Consider the following 15,473-nt stretch of genomic DNA (forward strand, 5'->3'; position numbering starts at 1 on the left):
CAGCATCAGGCGCCAGGCTATTCCCGATGCACCAACACGCGGGCAACGTCAAACCGCCTTCAATTCGGCAATCGCGGTGACTCCCAGATCCCGCAGCAAATGGCCAGCTCGAATCGGCCGCGCAGCGATGACCGACACCATCCGGGCAAGGCCAGGCAGGGCCCCATCAGAGGCGTCAACGTCATACCCGGGGGCCGACGGGTCTAGCATCGGGTTGGAACCATCAGCCCACTGTTCGTTGAGCTTATTCCACGTCATCACCCAAGCATTTCCGATCTCGCTGCCCGATGGCACCCCGAAAAAATGGCCTACCGGAGCGTGATGGCGCAGAGCCACTAGACCGGACTCTTGAAAAATCCGTGCCAGGCGCACCCGCGCGTCAAGGGCTCTGCGCTCCTCCCAGGTTCCGGCTAAGACCCACCGACATGGGTCAGGGCAAGTGATACCAACGTCGGGACGCTCACCGGCATCAATAGTGGCATGATTCATCGCGCACACTCCGAGGGCCTCCCCCAACCGGGAGTGGAACTTGTCGAGGTACGAGGTATACCCCTCCTCGTCTCCCTGGGCAGCATGCATGCTGCGTCGCGCGGTGGCATTCATCGCGGAGGTGTGGGCACAGCCTTGACCATCACCGCCCCATTTCTGGCCAACCTTGCCAGGCAAGGTGAGCGGATCCCCACCATCGCCTAAGACTGGTTGCCAGGCCAACTGCGCCAAGTACTCCCCCAGGATGTGGCAGGTCACAACGACTTGTTGGGGCTCCTCACGACGCATCCGGATGTCGAGGACCTCGAGCATGAGCTCATACAAGGGGATGAGATCCCCAAGAGCTCCCCTCTTTGCGGCACGCGGGTGGTGTGGAAAACCAGAGTCGACAAGGCGAGATCGCAGATCCGCGGGCAAGGCCTCACCGATGTCCTCAAAATCCTCGGCATCTAGAGCCAAGACTCGGCGGGCCACCGCCATCACGCCAGCAGCCTGCACCACATGAGGATTGGCAGACTCAGATGCGTGCGCCATCCTCAACATGGAATCGGCGGTGTCGTACCAGCCTGACTCGCAGAGGGCGGCAATCTGGTCCAGGTCCGGCAACTGGCTGGGACACACGACTTGAGGCACACCCATCACGGCGTAGTCAGCGCAACTCACGAATTCTGAGCGACGAACAGACCCGAGAGAATCTCCGGATCGACGACGATAGAACCACTGGGGCCCGTCAAACGAATACCATCGGCGTCATCATCGACCTCGACGCTCTTACCCGGCAATAAGCCGGCAGCGTAGACGTCCGCGAGATTACCCTCGGTAGCTTGGAAGAACTCCGACAACCGGGTGACGGTCACGCTGACCGGGCAGCCAGTCTCGGCGATAACCTCATCTAGGGGCTTGGAGTCGTCACGAAAGCGGGCGGAACCATCCGGACGACACCCTGCCTGCTCAGGCGGCAGTGGGCACCCGTATGGAGAAACATCAGGGTTCTCGAGGAGCCCCGTGAGGCGCTTCTCAACTTCGCCGGAAATGACGTGCTCCCAGCGGCAGGCTTCATCGTGCACCAAGTCGGGACGAAGACCAATGATTTGGGTAAGCAGGCACTCGGCCAGGCGATGCTTGCGCATAACAGTCTGAGCCACGTCGTGGCCTTCCTGGGTCAGCGAGATCGAGCGATCAGACTCGACGACCACAAGGCCGTCACGCTCCATACGAGCCACGGTCTGGGAGACGGTCGGGCCAGACTGGTGCAGCCGCTCAACGATACGGGCTCGACGCAGTTCGACACCCTCCTCGAGTAGCTCGTAGAAAGTCCGCAGATACATCTCCGTCGTGTCAACGAGTTCACTACTCACGGTGCACCTCTTCCCCGCCCTCACAGCCGAGGGACGACGCTAGCCGCTTGCCCACTGGACAAGCTAACTGTCAACAATCTTTCGGGCGCCATTGCTTACGCCCGAGCGACCCTCTCCATGAAAAGTTTAGTGCCCAATCACCCGCTGTGGCCGTCAGACGGCCTCACCCCGGTGAATGACGCGCACCAGATGACCCTTCGCGTCAGTAAGACACAAGTCAGCCCAGTGGCCCTCTTCGATGACGCCAACCTCGTTCAAACCATGGAGCTTGGCCGGTGTTGTGGCCGCCATGACGGCGACCTGTCCCAGCGGGATACCCACAACGGACGTGACGAATTCGACCGCTCGACCCATCGTCAGAGTCGATCCTGCTATCGCTCCCAGCGAACCGTCAGCGGCCAACAAACGGGCTCTTCCATCCACAACTTTCACTGGCAGGCTGCCCAGAATGTAGTCGCCGTCAGGCTGACCGGTCGCGCTCATGGCATCGGTCACCAGGGCGATGCGCTTCGGGCCGGCGCTCGACATCGCCATCCGAATGACGTCCGGGGCCAAGTGGACGCCGTCGCAAATGAGTTCGCAGACCACTCGCGAATCAGTGAGCATTGGCGGCACCGGACCGGGCTTTCGATGATGGATCGACGGCATCGCGTTGAACAGATGGGTGATGACGTCTGCTCCCGCGTCGACTGCGGCACTAGCCGTGGTGTTGTCACACTCAGTATGGCCGATAGCAGCGTGCACTCCGGCTGTGGTGAAGGTGGTCACCGCTTCCAAGCCGTGCGCACGTTCTGGCGCAATAGTCACCATCTTGAGAGCCGAACCGCCAGCTTCGATGAGACGACCCACGGACACCGGATCTGGGTCACACAGCAGCTCGACGGCGTGGGCCCCCTTCCGCGATTCAGCCAAGAACGGCCCCTCTAAATGGATGCCGGCGATCTCGTCAAGGTCGACAAGCTGGCGGAGTCGCCCAATCTGCGCGACGACGTCGTCAATCGCTGCGGTCACCGTCGATGCGAAAAGAGTCGTCGACCCCTGGCTGCGGTGGTAATGGACGGCGCGCAAAGCGGCCTCGCGGTCAGGGTCGGTGAAGTCAGCACCGGCGCCACCGTGACAGTGAGTGTCGACATATCCGGGCAAAATCCACTCATCAACGAGTTCGGCCTTGGGATCAATACCCTCGCTGACGTCACTAATGCGTCCAGCCTCGACGGTGATCGTCGCTGGTGAATCACTACCATCGCGATCGACGACGTGGTGAGAAGCAATGCGGGTGATCATCGATGCCTCCTAACCGGGTTTCCCTCATCTTGCCACACGATCACAGCATGAACTCCGCCGTTATAGACGACATGATCTGCAAGGATCGGATTATGGCTCAGCCAATGATTCCTCGTGACCTTTTGCCCTCCGACCCCCGATTCGGGTGTGGCCCATCTCGGATCCGACGGGAGGTGGTGGCCAGTCTGTCCGAACCGGGATCCGTGATGGGTACCTCCCATCGCCAGCCACCGGTCCGTCACGTAGTCGCGGCAATCCGTGAAGAGTTGACTGAACTGTATAACCTGCCGACCGATTATGAGGTGGCACTCGGCAACGGTGGAGCCACCCTTTTCTGGGATATGGCAACCGTCTCCCTCGTGGAAAAACGAGCCGCCACCGGCGTCTACGGGGAATTCACGCGAAAGTTCTCCTCAGCTCTGCAGCGTGCCCCCTTCCTTGCTGACCCCGCAGTATTTCAAGCCGAACCCGGCAAGCTCGCCCTCCCGAAGGCCGTCAGCGACGTTGACACCTACGCATGGGCCCATAACGAGACCTCCACCGGCGTCGTTGCCCCAGTCCGACGACCTAACGACATTGACGACAACTCCCTCGTTCTCGTTGACGCCACCTCGGCCGCCGGCGGCGTCGCGGCGGATATGTCAACCATTGACGCCTACTACTTTTCACCGCAGAAAAATCTGTCTTCAGATGGTGGATTGTGGCTTGCGATCCTGTCACCTGCAGCGATCGAACGCTCGAACAGAGTGACCTCCTCGGCCCGCTGGGTACCCCAGATGCTCGATCTGAGTCTCGCCGTGACGAACTCGCGAGCTGATCAGACCCTGAATACCCCGGCTCTGGCCACCCTCGTCATGCTCGAGGCGCAATGCCGTTGGCTACTCGATCAGGGCGGTATGGCGTGGGCTGCATCACGCACAGCGTCAACGTCAGGAATCCTCTACCGCTGGGCCGAGGACAACCCCCTAACGACCCCGTTCGTCGCTGACCCGGCGCTGCGCAGCCCAGTTGTCGTGACGATCGACATCGACGAGTCCGTCGACGCCGCACGACTGTGTGCCCGCGCCCGCGACAACGGCATCCTCGACATCGAGCCTTACCGCAAGCTAGGGCGCAATCAGATCCGAATCGCAACCTTCAGCTCAATTGAGCCGAGCGACGTCGAGGCTCTGACGGCATGCCTGGACTGGCTACTAGAGAACCGCGACTAACGATGCCGCCAGGTGGTGTCCCGGGAGCGGCCGTAGAAGAACGTAACGACGCCAGCGCACAGCGCCACTACGACCGCCCCCATCACCGCGATAAAAGTTCCTGATCGCGCCTTGGACGTCGGTTTGCCATTGGCCGGGGTAACCACCTTGGCTTTCGGAGAGTGTGACGGGGTCGGCGTAATCGAGGTCAAGGTTGTCGGGAATTTGATCCCCCTCACTTTGTTACCTGAGGTCGCAATCTCCAGAGTTTTTTGAGTGGTGTCGGTCGCGATGGCCTGACCGCCGGAGAAGGCCGCATTGGCGACTGTCTTCCAGGAGTAGGCGTCAACGATGCGCACCTCATGATCAGTGAGGAGGGCCATTCGTGACCCATCTGGCAGGAATGTGGCGTCTTTGACCCCAGCAGGGGCATCTGCCACCTTTTCTAGTGGGTTCGATTCGGTGCGGCTCACCTGGGGGCCGCCCCGATAAATCGCAGGATGTGGACCGTCGGTGATGATGTAAAAACTCCCCTTGGGGCTGACGGTCAAGGCTTTGGCGTCGTGAGCGCCGTCCGGATAAGTGAACATCCACTCGTAATAGGTGGACTGCTTGGCTGCCGTTGAGGTGGGAGACATCACCCGAATCCCACGACGCTGAGCTTTCTTGTCACCGATGTCAGCGACGTACAGTACCCCACGAGCCCACGACATCGCCTCGACATCATGGAAGGCTGGCTCCCATACCACCCGGTGAACCTCTTTGCCCGTCTTGTCGACAGCAAGCAGAGAGTGGACTGTCGACGAAGAACCGTCGGTGATCCAGTACCAGTCATGATGAAGGTCAGCAGCCATACCGACAGGTTTGCCGAGCTTTTTATCCGTTCTGACGGTGAAGTCGGCAGCTGCGGCAGGACTAACCGACAACCCCCAAGCGCATCCGAGCGCCAGCAACGCGCTTGCGGCTCGGGAGGCGCGACGTCGGGTGCGGGATCGTTGGGTCACAATGTTACATCCTGCCATGCCGGACCGACCTATCACAGCAGGGATCCCAGCACGACGAGGAGTAAGAGGACGATGAGAACCCCGCTGATGATGTGCTGCCTGGAGCGTGGATTCATGGACGACACCTTATGTCAACCCCGCTATCTTATAACCTGTCACTATGGGTGGGTTGAGATTCAACGCCATCGCGATCGACGAAGTTCGCGACATATTCGGGGCCGACGAGGGTCTCGCCATGAAACTGCGTAGGTGGGCTGAGGCTCGTTTCAGCGTGCCCGTTCATCATCATCGTCGACCGAGGTGGCGCAGCCCGTTCCACCCGCTCTACAAGCCCAATGTTGAATGTTCGATGCTGCCAACCGGATGGCCGACCCCTCATGACGTCGAAGACCTCGTCTGCGGACGCTACATCGAATCCGATCGGTCGGCACGGTGCTGGCGGCTTGTCAATGAATGGCTCACCCACCTGTCATGGGGGTGGACCGAGATCCCCATGTCGGTGGCACGTTTCGAGGAGCTCGATCGCGATCTGGCAGCCGCTGGACTACCTAGCACCTACTCGCTCAAACGGCTTATGGACGAGGACCCACAGATTCCACTGCGACCAGCACCTGGCATGAAGATCGGCTATGCCGGCACCAGGCAGATACTGGCCACCTGGGTTGAGCTGTCCGAGGTCATCGGCACAGTGCCGATTGCACGACGAGGTGAGGTTAACGCCGTGCTGAAGTTCCTCAGCTCATATCCGGGGTGGAATCATCTCGCAGTCGATCTGGGCCGCCCGGCGCCAGGCCTCTTAGTGGTCTGGCAGCCGGACACCGTCGAAGACGCCCACCCCACTGGTCTCAGAGCTGGCCGAACAGCTTCATGAGGAGGGTCTGGCTGAAATACACCACAAAGAGGAGGGCAACGACCCACAGCAGAGGATGCACGCTGCGAGCTTTACCAGCGATGACCTTCGTGATGCAGAACATGATGAGTCCAGCTCCGATACCTGTAGTGATCGAGTAGGCGAACGGCATAAGCACCATGCCTAGGAAGGCCGGTAGGCCTTCCTCAACGTGCTTCCAGTCAATGCGCGTGACCTGAGCCATCATGAGGAACCCGACGAAAACAAGCACCGGTGCGGCTGCTTCGGACGGGATGATCGAAACGATTGGCGACAGGAACATCGCCAGCAGGAATCCCAGACCGGTGACGATGGAGGCGATACCTGTGCGGGCTCCCTCTCCCACGCCAGCAGCCGACTCGACGTAACCCGTTGCCGACGACGCCGAGCCAAGACCGCCAGCCACCGCGGCCAAGGCGTCAACGACCAGGATTCCCTTGAGGTGCTCAGGATTGCCGGTCTCGTCAAGAAGCCCGGCGTGGTCACCGATCGCAACAACCGTCCCCATGGTGTCGAAGAAGTCGGCAAGCATCAGGGAGAACACCACCAGCAGGGTGCCCAAGAAGACACCAATACGAAAGTGCCCGTTGGCAAGGAACCCACCAAAGAGGTCAACATGACCGAGCAAGCCCAGATCGGGCCAGCGGAAATCCGAGGCGCCGGGCAGACGGGGCACGTTGAGGGCCCAGCCAGTGGGGTTCTTGTCACTTTGCGCACCGATGTTCCCCACGGCCTCGATGGCCACACCCACCAGTGAGGTGCCAATGATCGCGATGAGCATAGACCCTTTGATGTGACGCTGATGCAACACCACCAGCAACAGGAAACCGAACAGGCACAGCAAGATTGGCCACCCCTCCAAGCTGCCACCAACTCCGAGGGTGACAGGGGTACCCGAGCCGGGGCGAATCACGCCAGAATCCACAAATCCCACAAAAGCGATGAACAGGCCAATTCCAACACTGATCGCCGACCGCAAGGAATTAGGGACAGCCCGGAAAATCATTTCCCGGACACCAGTAAGGACGAACACCAGAATGAAGATGCCCTCCCAGACAACCAAACCCATCGCCTGAGACCACGTCATCGTCGGGGCGACGACGTAGGCAAGCAGGGAGTTAATGCCCAGGCCTGTTGCGATACCCATCGGGAATCGTCCCCAGACACCCATAGCAATCGTCATGATGGCAGCCACGAAGGCAGTCACTGCCATCACCATGATTTTGTTGTCATCAATGCCAGCAGTATTAAGGCTGGTGCCAGCAGCGTCGAGGAATTTCGGAGCTCCATTGAGGAGTTTGCCATTCTTATCCGCTGCGGTACCGATGATGAGAGGATTGAGAGCCAGGATGTATGCCATCGTGAAGAAGGTGACGATGCCGCCGCGAACTTCGCGCGACGTCGTCGAACCACGTTCTGTCAGATGGAACCACTGATCAAATCTTGCTGATGCGGTGTTGCTAGGCACGGAGGCATTCTAGGGATGACGTGTCACAACAATGTTGCAGGGCATTACGATGGAGCGGTGTCCAACCATCACCTGCTTACCCAGGCGAACGTCGCACCCGTTGACGAAAACGGGGTGACGGTCGGCATCGTGGGAACTATCGCCTTCGCAGTAGCATCCCTCATCTGCTGGATCATGCTCGACCGTCTCACCGAGACTGGTTACCGCGACTGGCTGTGGATCTGCCTGACGGGTACCGGCCTAGGTGTTGTCGGCACCGCATATTGCTGGCAGCGTTCCCGTCATTGAGTTCATCGCAGACCCGGGCTTCTGCGAAGAAGACGACTCAGTCGAACAACGACTCGTCAACCGAGATGGTGTCGAAAACGGGCTCTGGGAGCTCAATCCCCCGACGCTTCTCAACGACGTCGGAGTGGCCTCCGCAACCATGGTCGACGTGGACCACCGAACCGTCGGAGGGAGAGTACTCGTTCGAGCACACCCCAAAAACCCGTCCCAGAGAATGCTGTAGGCGCACGAAATACCCGCAGGTCACGCAGCTGGCTGGCGCATGATGGCTCGTCGCGTTGTCCGGGCCGCCCTCACCAGCGAGCCAGCGCTCGGCGGTGGAGTCACGGCCCTCCCGCGACAGCAGTCGCTCCCGTCCCAAACCCAACTCAGAAGCAACAGCGCGAGTAGCAGCCCATTCAGCCGGGTCCTCATCTGCGGCCAGTTCACCGCCGGTGTAACCAGGTTCCAAACGCGGGTCGTTGTCAGCAGTCGGCATGAGAGTGCCTGCGGCGATGTCACCAGCACGCACCCGATCACGCCACGGCACCCATGGGGGGGCGAGTAAGGAATCCTCGCCAGGGACGAGGACAACCTCATTGACAGTGACGTTACGGCCACGTAGAGCACGCGACATTGTCACGGCCCAACGCCATCCTCGGTAACCGGGATGCGGGCACTCGAAGAGATGGGTCAGGACTCGCTCACCTTCAGCGATAGTCCCGACGTGCTCGCCCACACCGAAATCACCAGCTCGGTACTCGGCAGCTTCCCGGGCCTGATCAACAGCCTTCGCAATGGTCGCATCGGCTTTGATAGTTCGGGTCGCAGTGCGCGGCTTCGACGTCACCTGTGTCATCACAGCTCCAACTCGTCAGCGACTGCACGAAGCATCTTGGCCACGGCGCCGGCAGTGCGCGAATCAGAGTGACGCCCGTGCCGGTAACCATTGCCCATCTTGTCGAGCATCTTAATGAGGTCCTCACAGATCACCGCCATGTCCTGCGGCTTCTTGCGACTCGCCTTGGACAACGAGGCAGGGGTCTCGATGATCTGCAGGGACAAGGCCTGCTCTCCTCGACGTCCCTCAACAATCCCGAAATCAACCTTCTGACCGGGCTTCAGGGTATTCACCCCTGCGGGCAGGGCAGAAGCGTTGACGTACACGTCGCCGCCGCCGTCCTTCGTCAGGAAACCGAACCCCTTGGTGGCGTCGTAGAAACGCACCTTTCCGGTTGGCATCTCTGGCTCACTCCTTCTGGTCATGACGGTCGATGGACCGCCATACCAGGCTACAAGCCTTGACGACGGTCCACCACTCACCATTATCCGATACTTCGATAGCCCGGCGCGAAGACACCTACCAGGCCAGGAGTATCACCGAAATCTCACATCGCTCCGGAGAGGTCACCTCGCTGGGAATCTGTCCATCGGAAGTACTCAGCCATGGTGAGCTTCGAGGCTGCAGCATCGTCCGCAATCACCAAAACATGGGGGTGGAACTGCAGCACCGACGCCGGGCACATCGCCGAAACAGGCCCCTCGACAGCCCCTGCCAGCGCGTCAGCCTTGTTGGCTCCGATGGCCAACAGCACAACATTGCGAGCGTCCATGATGGTACCGAGCCCCTGGGTGACGCAGTGACTCGGGACCTTCTCCCCCTCCTCAAAGAAGCGGGCATTGTCAGCCTTTGTGCGCTCCGCAAGGGTCTTGACGCGAGTGCGCGAAGACAGCGAACTGGTGGGCTCATTGAAACCAATATGTCCATTTGCCCCAATGCCAAGGATCTGAACATCGACGCCATCAGCCTCCTGGATGGCTGTCTCGTATGCGGCGCAGGCAGCATTGAGGTCATCGGCCATGCCGTCGGGGGTGTGGACGTTGGCCGGATCGAGTCCCAGCTGTTCGGTGACGGTGTGGCGGATGGTAGCTGCGTAGGAGCGCTCATCGTCTGCAGGAAGCCCAATGTATTCGTCAAGGGCAAAGGCGCGCAGATCAGTAAAGTCAGCCTTACCCTCGGCTGCCAGAGCAGCCAGGGAAGAGTAGGTCGTCAGCGGGGTCGATCCAGTCGCGACTCCCAACACCGGAGCCTTGGCCCGGCCCAAAACCTTTGCAATCCGGTCGGCGGCGATCCGCCCGACGGCCTGCTCATCCGAGCAGATGATGACCTCCATGTCGAACCTTCCTTGACGCGATCACAGCGTGCGCCACGTCCTAGCTGGGACGTGCCTGAAGTGAGACTAGGGCCATGTAAGCGTTCTTGAGCGATCACACTCATCGCCTATGAGCGTTGATCCGGCACAGGTGAGCGTGCCGGATCGTCGGTCTTACCCCGTACCATGGAGATATGGCACGCAGCATCACCGCACCCGTCGACGTCGTCGACTCCCGGCCTGCTCCGCGCGCCTTCCAAGCACCTCGGGCCGATCCGCTGGAAACCCCGACCCAACCCGTCAATCCTGCTGCTGGAAAGCCTTGTAGCGCCCCACACCACTACCAAGGAGGCGATCACCGCCCGCTCACCGAGCTGATCCCCCGTCGACGCAGTAGCCGTCAGCCCCTGGAACCGTTCTCCACCCAGGCTGGGCTCACAGGGCCACGTATCGAGCACCACGATCCGCATGAACCGATCCGCACCAGCCGGCTCACTAGCGGTTATTCCACGTGGTCGGCACCGACAGAAGCGCCGGTATCGACAACACCGCCACCTCGCATCAAATCGGTTCGCATGCCTTCGCGTCTCGATCCGCGTACCCCTTCCAAAGCTGGCAGCCGGTCCTTCCTCGACCTGTGCCAGGGGTTAGGATGGCCGTGGATCGTCGTTCTCGTCCTGGGATGCGCGTGGTCTCCATTGTCTATTCCAGCCCTCTTCATCACATGGTGGCTGGCATGGCGTCACCCTTTTGCTGCTGGACGCCTCACTAAGGCTCTTACTGCGGTGACGGTCGCCGTCATTATTGGCGGGGCCATCGAGTCGCCGGTACGCACCGTATTGGCACAGTTCGCATGGATGTCTCGTCTCGGTTGCGTCATCATGCTGGGTTTGGGGTTCATCCTCATTGACCGTCAGCTCACTCCCGATGACCCGGGGTCCTCCCGATGAGCCCGTCCGAGGAGCCAACAACCCTTGCCTCCACTATCCGAAATCTCGATGCGCAGAGTCTGTCGCGGCTGTTAACCCTGCGTCCCGACTTAGCCAATCCCACCCCGAGGGATTTGACTGAGGTGTCTTCGCGCGCGAGCACCCACGCATCCATCATTGCGGCGATCTCCAGCCTCGATCGTTGGCGGTTGAGTCTTCTGACCGCACTAGCTGCCCTAGGGGATCTCCGCTTCACCGAGCTTGCTGAGGCGTTGTGTCAGGGGTGGCCGATTAAACCTGAAGCCATCCAGGCCGACGTCGCCGACGGCATCTCTGACCTACTTAATATGGCCCTAGTCCTGGAAGATTCCGGACAGCTGCACGTCATCCAGATCGTCACCGCTCATCTGTCCGGATATCCCGCCGGACTTGCACCAGCGTCCGTCCTGCCCATGAATCCCAACGAGGTCGCCGAAAAGTTGGCGGCGGCTGGCTCCAAAGCTCGATCCGTACTCGAACGTCTGGTGTGGTCCCCCACTGGGCACGTCCCCAATGCTCGTCGCGCCGTTACTCCCGCCACAGCCACCACCCCCGTCGAGACCGCTCTAGCCCATCGGCTATTGCGTCCCCTTAGCGACGACACCGTCATCTTGCCCCGAGAGGTGTCTCTCATGCTGCGCGGGAACCGCCTCTTCGCCGAACAGCCCAGCCCTACCCCACCGCCATGGTCCGAACCACATCAGACCAACTTGGTGAACCGGGCCGGACTCGGAACTGCCCTCGAAGCCGTCAGCGCAATGTCTGCTTTGTTGGAGGCAATGGAGCGTCACAACTGCGCTTTGCTGGCCAGCGGTGGCATTGCCAAGCGGGATGCACGCATCGTGCTGTCTCGGGTGGCACCCGGAGACGACGGATGGGTTTACCTCGCCCTGGCTGCCGCAGGCGGTCTCATCGGGGCTGAAGGACGCAGCTGGCTCCCTACTCCCCTGGCCGACCGATGGCGTACCGACTCGCTGTGGGGGCAATGGGTGAGCCTGAGAGAAGCGTGGCGACACATTCCGCAGTTGCCCGGTAACCTCGGCAACGCTCTCGACGCCTCAGCACCCGCAACCGCTCAAGCATGGCGTCGCCTGATACACCGGGAACTACACAGTGCCGAGCCGGGCACTCCGATCGAGACCAAAGTCATCGCGAATCGGATCCGGTGGCGTCAGCCGGGCACCACCGTCGACGACTCTTTGGTGGAGGCTGTCCTGGATGAGTGCAGAGTGCTCGGGATGGTCGCACTAGACGCGCGCACTGACCTCGTCGATGCACGCACCTGTGCCGACATGCCGGAACGCACCGACGAGGTGATTCTGCAATCTGACCTCACCGCGGTCGCTCCCGGCCCACTTACCCCCGACACCGCTGCCGACCTCGCCCTACTTGCCGACCGTGAGTCCACCGGGATCGCCGGTGTCAGGCGATTCAACCGCTCTAGCCTGCGTCGTGCCCTCGATGCCGGGTGGACCGGTGAGCGAGTGCGCCAATGGTGGGCCGAACACTCCCTCGGGGATGTTCCGCAAAGCCTCCTAGTACTCCTCAATGACGTCGTGCGTGACCACGGTCGGGTGTCGGTAGCGGCCGCTGGAGCGCTCCTAGAAGTCGACGATCCAGCCACCGTCGAGGCGATTCTGCGTAGCTCACTAACCACCGATGTTGGACTGCGCCGCGTCGGACCCCAAGTGTTGGTTGCCCAAGCCGAACCCGACCAAGTGCTGGCAGGTCTGCGTCAGTTGGGAATGTCCCCGGTAGCTCGCGACGCCCACGGTGACGTGTTCTCTGCGCCCCCGCCCCCGCGAGCCAAGGTGGACGTACCGGCATCATCCGCCCCCCAGGCCGACCCCGAGGAGCTGGCTGCTTCATTGTTGGACAAGAGGGGACGCGGATTTTCCGATCGGCGGCAACTGATCGCCCAGCTCCACCAAGCTCAGCAAGATGGCACCTGGATGTACATCGAACGGGTCGTTGATGACGGCACGTCAGTGCGTCAAACAGTGCGGATTATGGCCGCGACCGCCGGTGCGGTGCGCTGTGTCATCCGGGGCGGTGGCGGGGTGACCATCGTGCCGGTCTCGCGAATCACGTCCTGCCAGCCTATCTGAGGCGGGTTGCCAGGGCCAGGAACGTCCCCGTCCCCCACCCACCGCCAATTGTCAGCGTCGGTGAACCCAGCCAATGTCATGAGACGCCAGATCAACCCTCACGATAGTGGCGACGCTTCCCGAAGAGGCCGCGCCGGTCACCGTGGTGAACACGGTTACGGGACGTCCTTGAAATTGGATATATTCCCAGTATGCATGAGCACTCATGCTCCCGCATCCACCTTTCGCGGGTCGACGTCCACGTATTCATGATAGTGCGCATGCCCACGGCCATACCCACAAGCTCAGACAGTATGCGCTCAACAACCAATCACCCGACCGGCTACTGAGCACACAACCCGTCCACGCACACTGCGGCGATCTCCCTGCGGCGCGAGAGGGCTTTCTGCGCTGTCATCATGGCCCCAGCGCAGCCAGACCATCGCATCTCGGAACGCGGCTGACGTGGAGCTGCTGGTTCCCCCGCCTAGCTGTGGCTATGCGGCTCGCAAGCGTTCCCTCTGCCATCTGCGGTGGCAACAGGATCCTCGCCGCGCATCATTGCCACAACCGCCCGCGGGCTGCGACACCGACGCACTCAACCCGAACCTCGCCGGGAACAAACGCACGCTGTGGGGCGATACTTGGAGTGATGACTTCTGTACCCGGCCCACTCATTGTCCAGTCCGACCACACTCTCCTGCTGGAGGTAGACCACCCCCAGGCAGACGAGTGTCGCCACGCTATAGCCCCATTCGCGGAACTAGAACGCGCCCCTGAACACATCCACACCTACCGGCTCACCCCGCTGGGACTGTGGAATGCCATGGCTGCCGGCCACGACGCAGAGCAAGTCGTCGACATCCTCATGAGGTATTCGCGCTACCCGGTAGCCTCCGGCCTGCTCATCGATGTCACCGAGACGATGTCAAGGTATGGCAGGTTGCGCATTGAGAAGCACCCCACCCATGGGCTGGTATTGGTGTCGACTGAACGAGCCATACTCACCGAGGTGTTGCGTTCCAAGTCAGTGCGCGGTCTTGTCGGTAATCAAATCGATGATGAGACGGCTGTGGTCCATCCTTCGCAGCGCGGCACCCTCAAACAGGCGCTGCTCAAGCTGGGGTGGCCGGCTGAAGACCTCGCCGGTTACGTCGACGGCGAGCACCACGACATCGACCTTGACGAGGATGGTTGGAGCCTGCGCCCCTACCAGAAAGTAGCGGCGCAGTCTTTCTGGGACGGCGGATCTGGAGTCGTTGTACTGCCCTGCGGCGCTGGCAAAACGGTCGTCGGGGCCACCGCTATGAGCCTCGCCCGCTGCACCACTCTGATCCTCGTTACCAACACCGTTTCAGCACGGCAGTGGAAAGAGGAACTCGTTCGTCGCACCTCCCTCGCCCCCGACGACATCGGTGAATACTCCGGGTCGCGCAAACAAGTGCGCCCGGTAACAATCGCCACCTATCAGGTCATCACCACCAAACGTCACGGAGTGCACCCACACCTAGAACTCTTCGAAGCCCGCGACTGGGGCCTAGTGATATATGACGAGGTACACCTGCTGCCGGCCCCGGTCTTCCGAATGACGGCTGACCTGCAAGCGCGTCGTCGTCTCGGCCTGACAGCCACCCTAGTGCGTGAGGACGGACACGAGGACGATGTCTTCACCCTCATCGGCCCGAAACGCTACGACGCTCCGTGGAAGGAAATCGAAGCCCAAGGATGGATCGCACCTGCTGATTGCGTCGAGGTGCGGGTGAGCTTGTCGGAGTCTGACCGGATGGCCTGCGCGATGGCCGAGCCTGACGTCCGCTACCGGATGGCCGCAACCCTCCCCATTAAAAACAAGGTCGTGAGAGACCTGGTCGAGCGTCATCGTGGACAGCCCACCCTTGTCATCGGCCAATACGTTGACCAGTTGGAGGAGCTGGCCGCGGAATTGAAGTGCCCGATTATCACCGGTTCAACGACGCCGACTCGCCGTCAGGAGATCTACCAGGACTTCCGGGAGGGGCAGATCGACCTGCTCGTAGTCTCTAAGGTCGCCAACTTCTCCATTGACCTACCAAGCGCGGAGGTCGCCATCCAGGTCTCGGGAGCATTTGGATCGCGTCAAGAAGAGGCCCAGCGTTTGGGCCGTCTACTGCGTCCCAAAGAGGGCCTGGTGGCCCGTTTCTATGCGGTCGTCTCGCGCGATACCGTTGATACAGACTTTGCCAGCCATCGTCAGCGATTCCTGGCCGAGCAGGGATACTCGTACCGCATCATTGATGCAGACGATCTGGACGCATTGGACCGAACGGCGTGAGAATG

15 protein-coding genes are annotated in these 15,473 nt (G+C 61.0%); 6 read left to right on the forward strand and 9 right to left on the reverse strand.

Translation table 11 applies throughout. The annotated features are described in order from the left end of the window. Positions 1 to 48: 48 nt before the first annotated feature. The 3 genes from ACOYO3_RS09795 to ACOYO3_RS09805 form a co-directional block, all read right to left on the reverse strand. Positions 49 to 1,128 (reverse strand): hypothetical protein, encoded by a 1,080-nt coding sequence (locus ACOYO3_RS09795; protein ID WP_427305931.1) that lies wholly within the window; start codon positions 1,126 to 1,128, stop codon positions 49 to 51. Positions 1,129 to 1,148: 20 nt separating this feature from the next. Beyond that, a complete protein-coding gene (locus tag ACOYO3_RS09800) occupies positions 1,149 to 1,871 on the reverse strand; it encodes a metal-dependent transcriptional regulator (RefSeq protein WP_002518786.1) in 723 nt (240 codons plus the stop codon). A gap of 129 nt (positions 1,872 to 2,000) precedes the next feature. Then, positions 2,001 to 3,131 carry an N-acetylglucosamine-6-phosphate deacetylase gene (locus tag ACOYO3_RS09805; protein WP_002516723.1) on the reverse strand — a complete coding sequence of 377 codons (1,131 nt, stop codon included), beginning with the start codon at positions 3,129 to 3,131 and terminating at the stop codon, positions 2,001 to 2,003. A 47-nt stretch (positions 3,132 to 3,178) separates the two neighbouring features. Between ACOYO3_RS09805 and serC the strand changes: the two genes are divergently transcribed. Continuing rightward, the gene (serC, locus tag ACOYO3_RS09810) at positions 3,179 to 4,342 is read left to right on the forward strand and encodes a phosphoserine transaminase (RefSeq protein ID WP_002518785.1); all 1,164 of its coding nucleotides are present in this window, start codon (positions 3,179 to 3,181) and stop codon (positions 4,340 to 4,342) included. Here the strand turns inward: serC and ACOYO3_RS09815 are convergent. Then, positions 4,339 to 5,175 carry a hypothetical protein gene (locus ACOYO3_RS09815; protein ID WP_002518784.1) on the reverse strand — a complete coding sequence of 279 codons (837 nt, stop codon included), beginning with the start codon at positions 5,173 to 5,175 and terminating at the stop codon, positions 4,339 to 4,341. The genes serC and ACOYO3_RS09815 overlap by 4 nt on opposite strands. A 310-nt stretch (positions 5,176 to 5,485) precedes the next feature. On the opposite strand from ACOYO3_RS09815, the gene ACOYO3_RS09820 reads away from it, so the two are divergent. Beyond that, a complete protein-coding gene (locus tag ACOYO3_RS09820) occupies positions 5,486 to 6,196 on the forward strand; it encodes a hypothetical protein (RefSeq protein ID WP_002516678.1) in 711 nt (236 codons plus the stop codon). Here the strand turns inward: ACOYO3_RS09820 and ACOYO3_RS09825 are convergent. Further along, positions 6,171 to 7,682 (reverse strand): NCS2 family permease, encoded by a 1,512-nt coding sequence (locus ACOYO3_RS09825; protein WP_002516671.1) that lies wholly within the window; start codon positions 7,680 to 7,682, stop codon positions 6,171 to 6,173. The genes ACOYO3_RS09820 and ACOYO3_RS09825 overlap by 26 nt on opposite strands. Positions 7,683 to 7,697: 15 nt before the next feature. Here ACOYO3_RS09825 and ACOYO3_RS09830 point away from each other — a divergent pair, with 15 nt between their 5' ends. Then, the gene (locus ACOYO3_RS09830; RefSeq protein ID WP_002516640.1) at positions 7,698 to 7,970 is read left to right on the forward strand and encodes a DUF2530 domain-containing protein; all 273 of its coding nucleotides are present in this window, start codon (positions 7,698 to 7,700) and stop codon (positions 7,968 to 7,970) included. 37 nt (positions 7,971 to 8,007) lie between these two features. On the opposite strand, the gene ACOYO3_RS09835 is transcribed toward ACOYO3_RS09830, so the two are convergent. The 3 genes from ACOYO3_RS09835 to nagB all read right to left on the reverse strand — a co-directional run bounded on the left by ACOYO3_RS09835 (position 8,008) and on the right by nagB (position 10,123). After that, a complete protein-coding gene (locus tag ACOYO3_RS09835; RefSeq protein ID WP_002517388.1) occupies positions 8,008 to 8,808 on the reverse strand; it encodes a DUF3027 domain-containing protein in 801 nt (266 codons plus the stop codon). Continuing rightward, the gene (locus tag ACOYO3_RS09840) at positions 8,808 to 9,191 is read right to left on the reverse strand and encodes a cold-shock protein (RefSeq protein WP_002516674.1); all 384 of its coding nucleotides are present in this window, start codon (positions 9,189 to 9,191) and stop codon (positions 8,808 to 8,810) included. The genes ACOYO3_RS09835 and ACOYO3_RS09840 overlap by 1 nt, the downstream gene beginning before the upstream one ends. 146 nt (positions 9,192 to 9,337) lie before the next feature. Beyond that, the gene (gene nagB, locus ACOYO3_RS09845; RefSeq protein ID WP_002524734.1) at positions 9,338 to 10,123 is read right to left on the reverse strand and encodes a glucosamine-6-phosphate deaminase; all 786 of its coding nucleotides are present in this window, start codon (positions 10,121 to 10,123) and stop codon (positions 9,338 to 9,340) included. Positions 10,124 to 10,296: 173 nt separating this feature from the next. Here nagB and ACOYO3_RS09850 point away from each other — a divergent pair, with 173 nt between their 5' ends. Further along, entirely contained in the window at positions 10,297 to 11,052 is a 756-nt protein-coding gene (locus tag ACOYO3_RS09850; protein ID WP_002516679.1) for a hypothetical protein, read from the forward strand. Continuing rightward, entirely contained in the window at positions 11,049 to 13,178 is a 2,130-nt protein-coding gene (locus ACOYO3_RS09855; protein WP_427305868.1) for a helicase-associated domain-containing protein, read from the forward strand. Before ACOYO3_RS09850 ends, ACOYO3_RS09855 begins: the two co-directional genes overlap by 4 nt. 51 nt (positions 13,179 to 13,229) lie before the next feature. Here the strand turns inward: ACOYO3_RS09855 and ACOYO3_RS09860 are convergent, their stop codons facing one another. Further along, positions 13,230 to 13,385, reverse strand: a complete 156-nt coding sequence (locus ACOYO3_RS09860; RefSeq protein WP_002516720.1) for a hypothetical protein — start codon at positions 13,383 to 13,385, stop codon at positions 13,230 to 13,232. Between the two features lie 424 nt (positions 13,386 to 13,809). On the opposite strand from ACOYO3_RS09860, the gene ACOYO3_RS09865 reads away from it, so the two are divergent. Next, complete coding sequence (locus ACOYO3_RS09865; protein ID WP_002520062.1) at positions 13,810 to 15,468, forward strand: DNA repair helicase XPB; 1,659 nt, start codon at positions 13,810 to 13,812, stop codon at positions 15,466 to 15,468. Positions 15,469 to 15,473: the final 5 nt, after the last annotated feature.

It is taken from the genome of Cutibacterium sp. KBN10P07758 (assembly GCF_050286205.1).
GTDB lineage: Bacteria > Actinomycetota > Actinomycetes > Propionibacteriales > Propionibacteriaceae > Cutibacterium > Cutibacterium acnes.

Coding starts and splice junctions, on each gene's coding strand:
- nagB (WP_002524734.1), bottom strand. CDS start 10,123: ATGGAGGTCATCATCTGCTCGGATGAGCAGGCCGTCGGGCGGATCGCC.
- ACOYO3_RS09860 (WP_002516720.1), bottom strand. CDS start 13,385: ATGAGTGCTCATGCATACTGGGAATATATCCAATTTCAAGGACGTCCC.
- ACOYO3_RS09840 (WP_002516674.1), bottom strand. CDS start 9,191: ATGCCAACCGGAAAGGTGCGTTTCTACGACGCCACCAAGGGGTTCGGT.
- ACOYO3_RS09855 (WP_427305868.1), top strand. CDS start 11,049: ATGAGCCCGTCCGAGGAGCCAACAACCCTTGCCTCCACTATCCGAAAT.
- ACOYO3_RS09865 (WP_002520062.1), top strand. CDS start 13,810: ATGACTTCTGTACCCGGCCCACTCATTGTCCAGTCCGACCACACTCTC.
- ACOYO3_RS09805 (WP_002516723.1), bottom strand. CDS start 3,131: ATGATCACCCGCATTGCTTCTCACCACGTCGTCGATCGCGATGGTAGT.
- ACOYO3_RS09820 (WP_002516678.1), top strand. CDS start 5,486: ATGGGTGGGTTGAGATTCAACGCCATCGCGATCGACGAAGTTCGCGAC.
- serC (WP_002518785.1), top strand. CDS start 3,179: ATGAACTCCGCCGTTATAGACGACATGATCTGCAAGGATCGGATTATG.
- ACOYO3_RS09795 (WP_427305931.1), bottom strand. CDS start 1,128: ATGGGTGTGCCTCAAGTCGTGTGTCCCAGCCAGTTGCCGGACCTGGAC.
- ACOYO3_RS09830 (WP_002516640.1), top strand. CDS start 7,698: ATGACGTGTCACAACAATGTTGCAGGGCATTACGATGGAGCGGTGTCC.
- ACOYO3_RS09835 (WP_002517388.1), bottom strand. CDS start 8,808: ATGACACAGGTGACGTCGAAGCCGCGCACTGCGACCCGAACTATCAAA.
- ACOYO3_RS09815 (WP_002518784.1), bottom strand. CDS start 5,175: ATGGCTGCTGACCTTCATCATGACTGGTACTGGATCACCGACGGTTCT.
- ACOYO3_RS09850 (WP_002516679.1), top strand. CDS start 10,297: ATGGCACGCAGCATCACCGCACCCGTCGACGTCGTCGACTCCCGGCCT.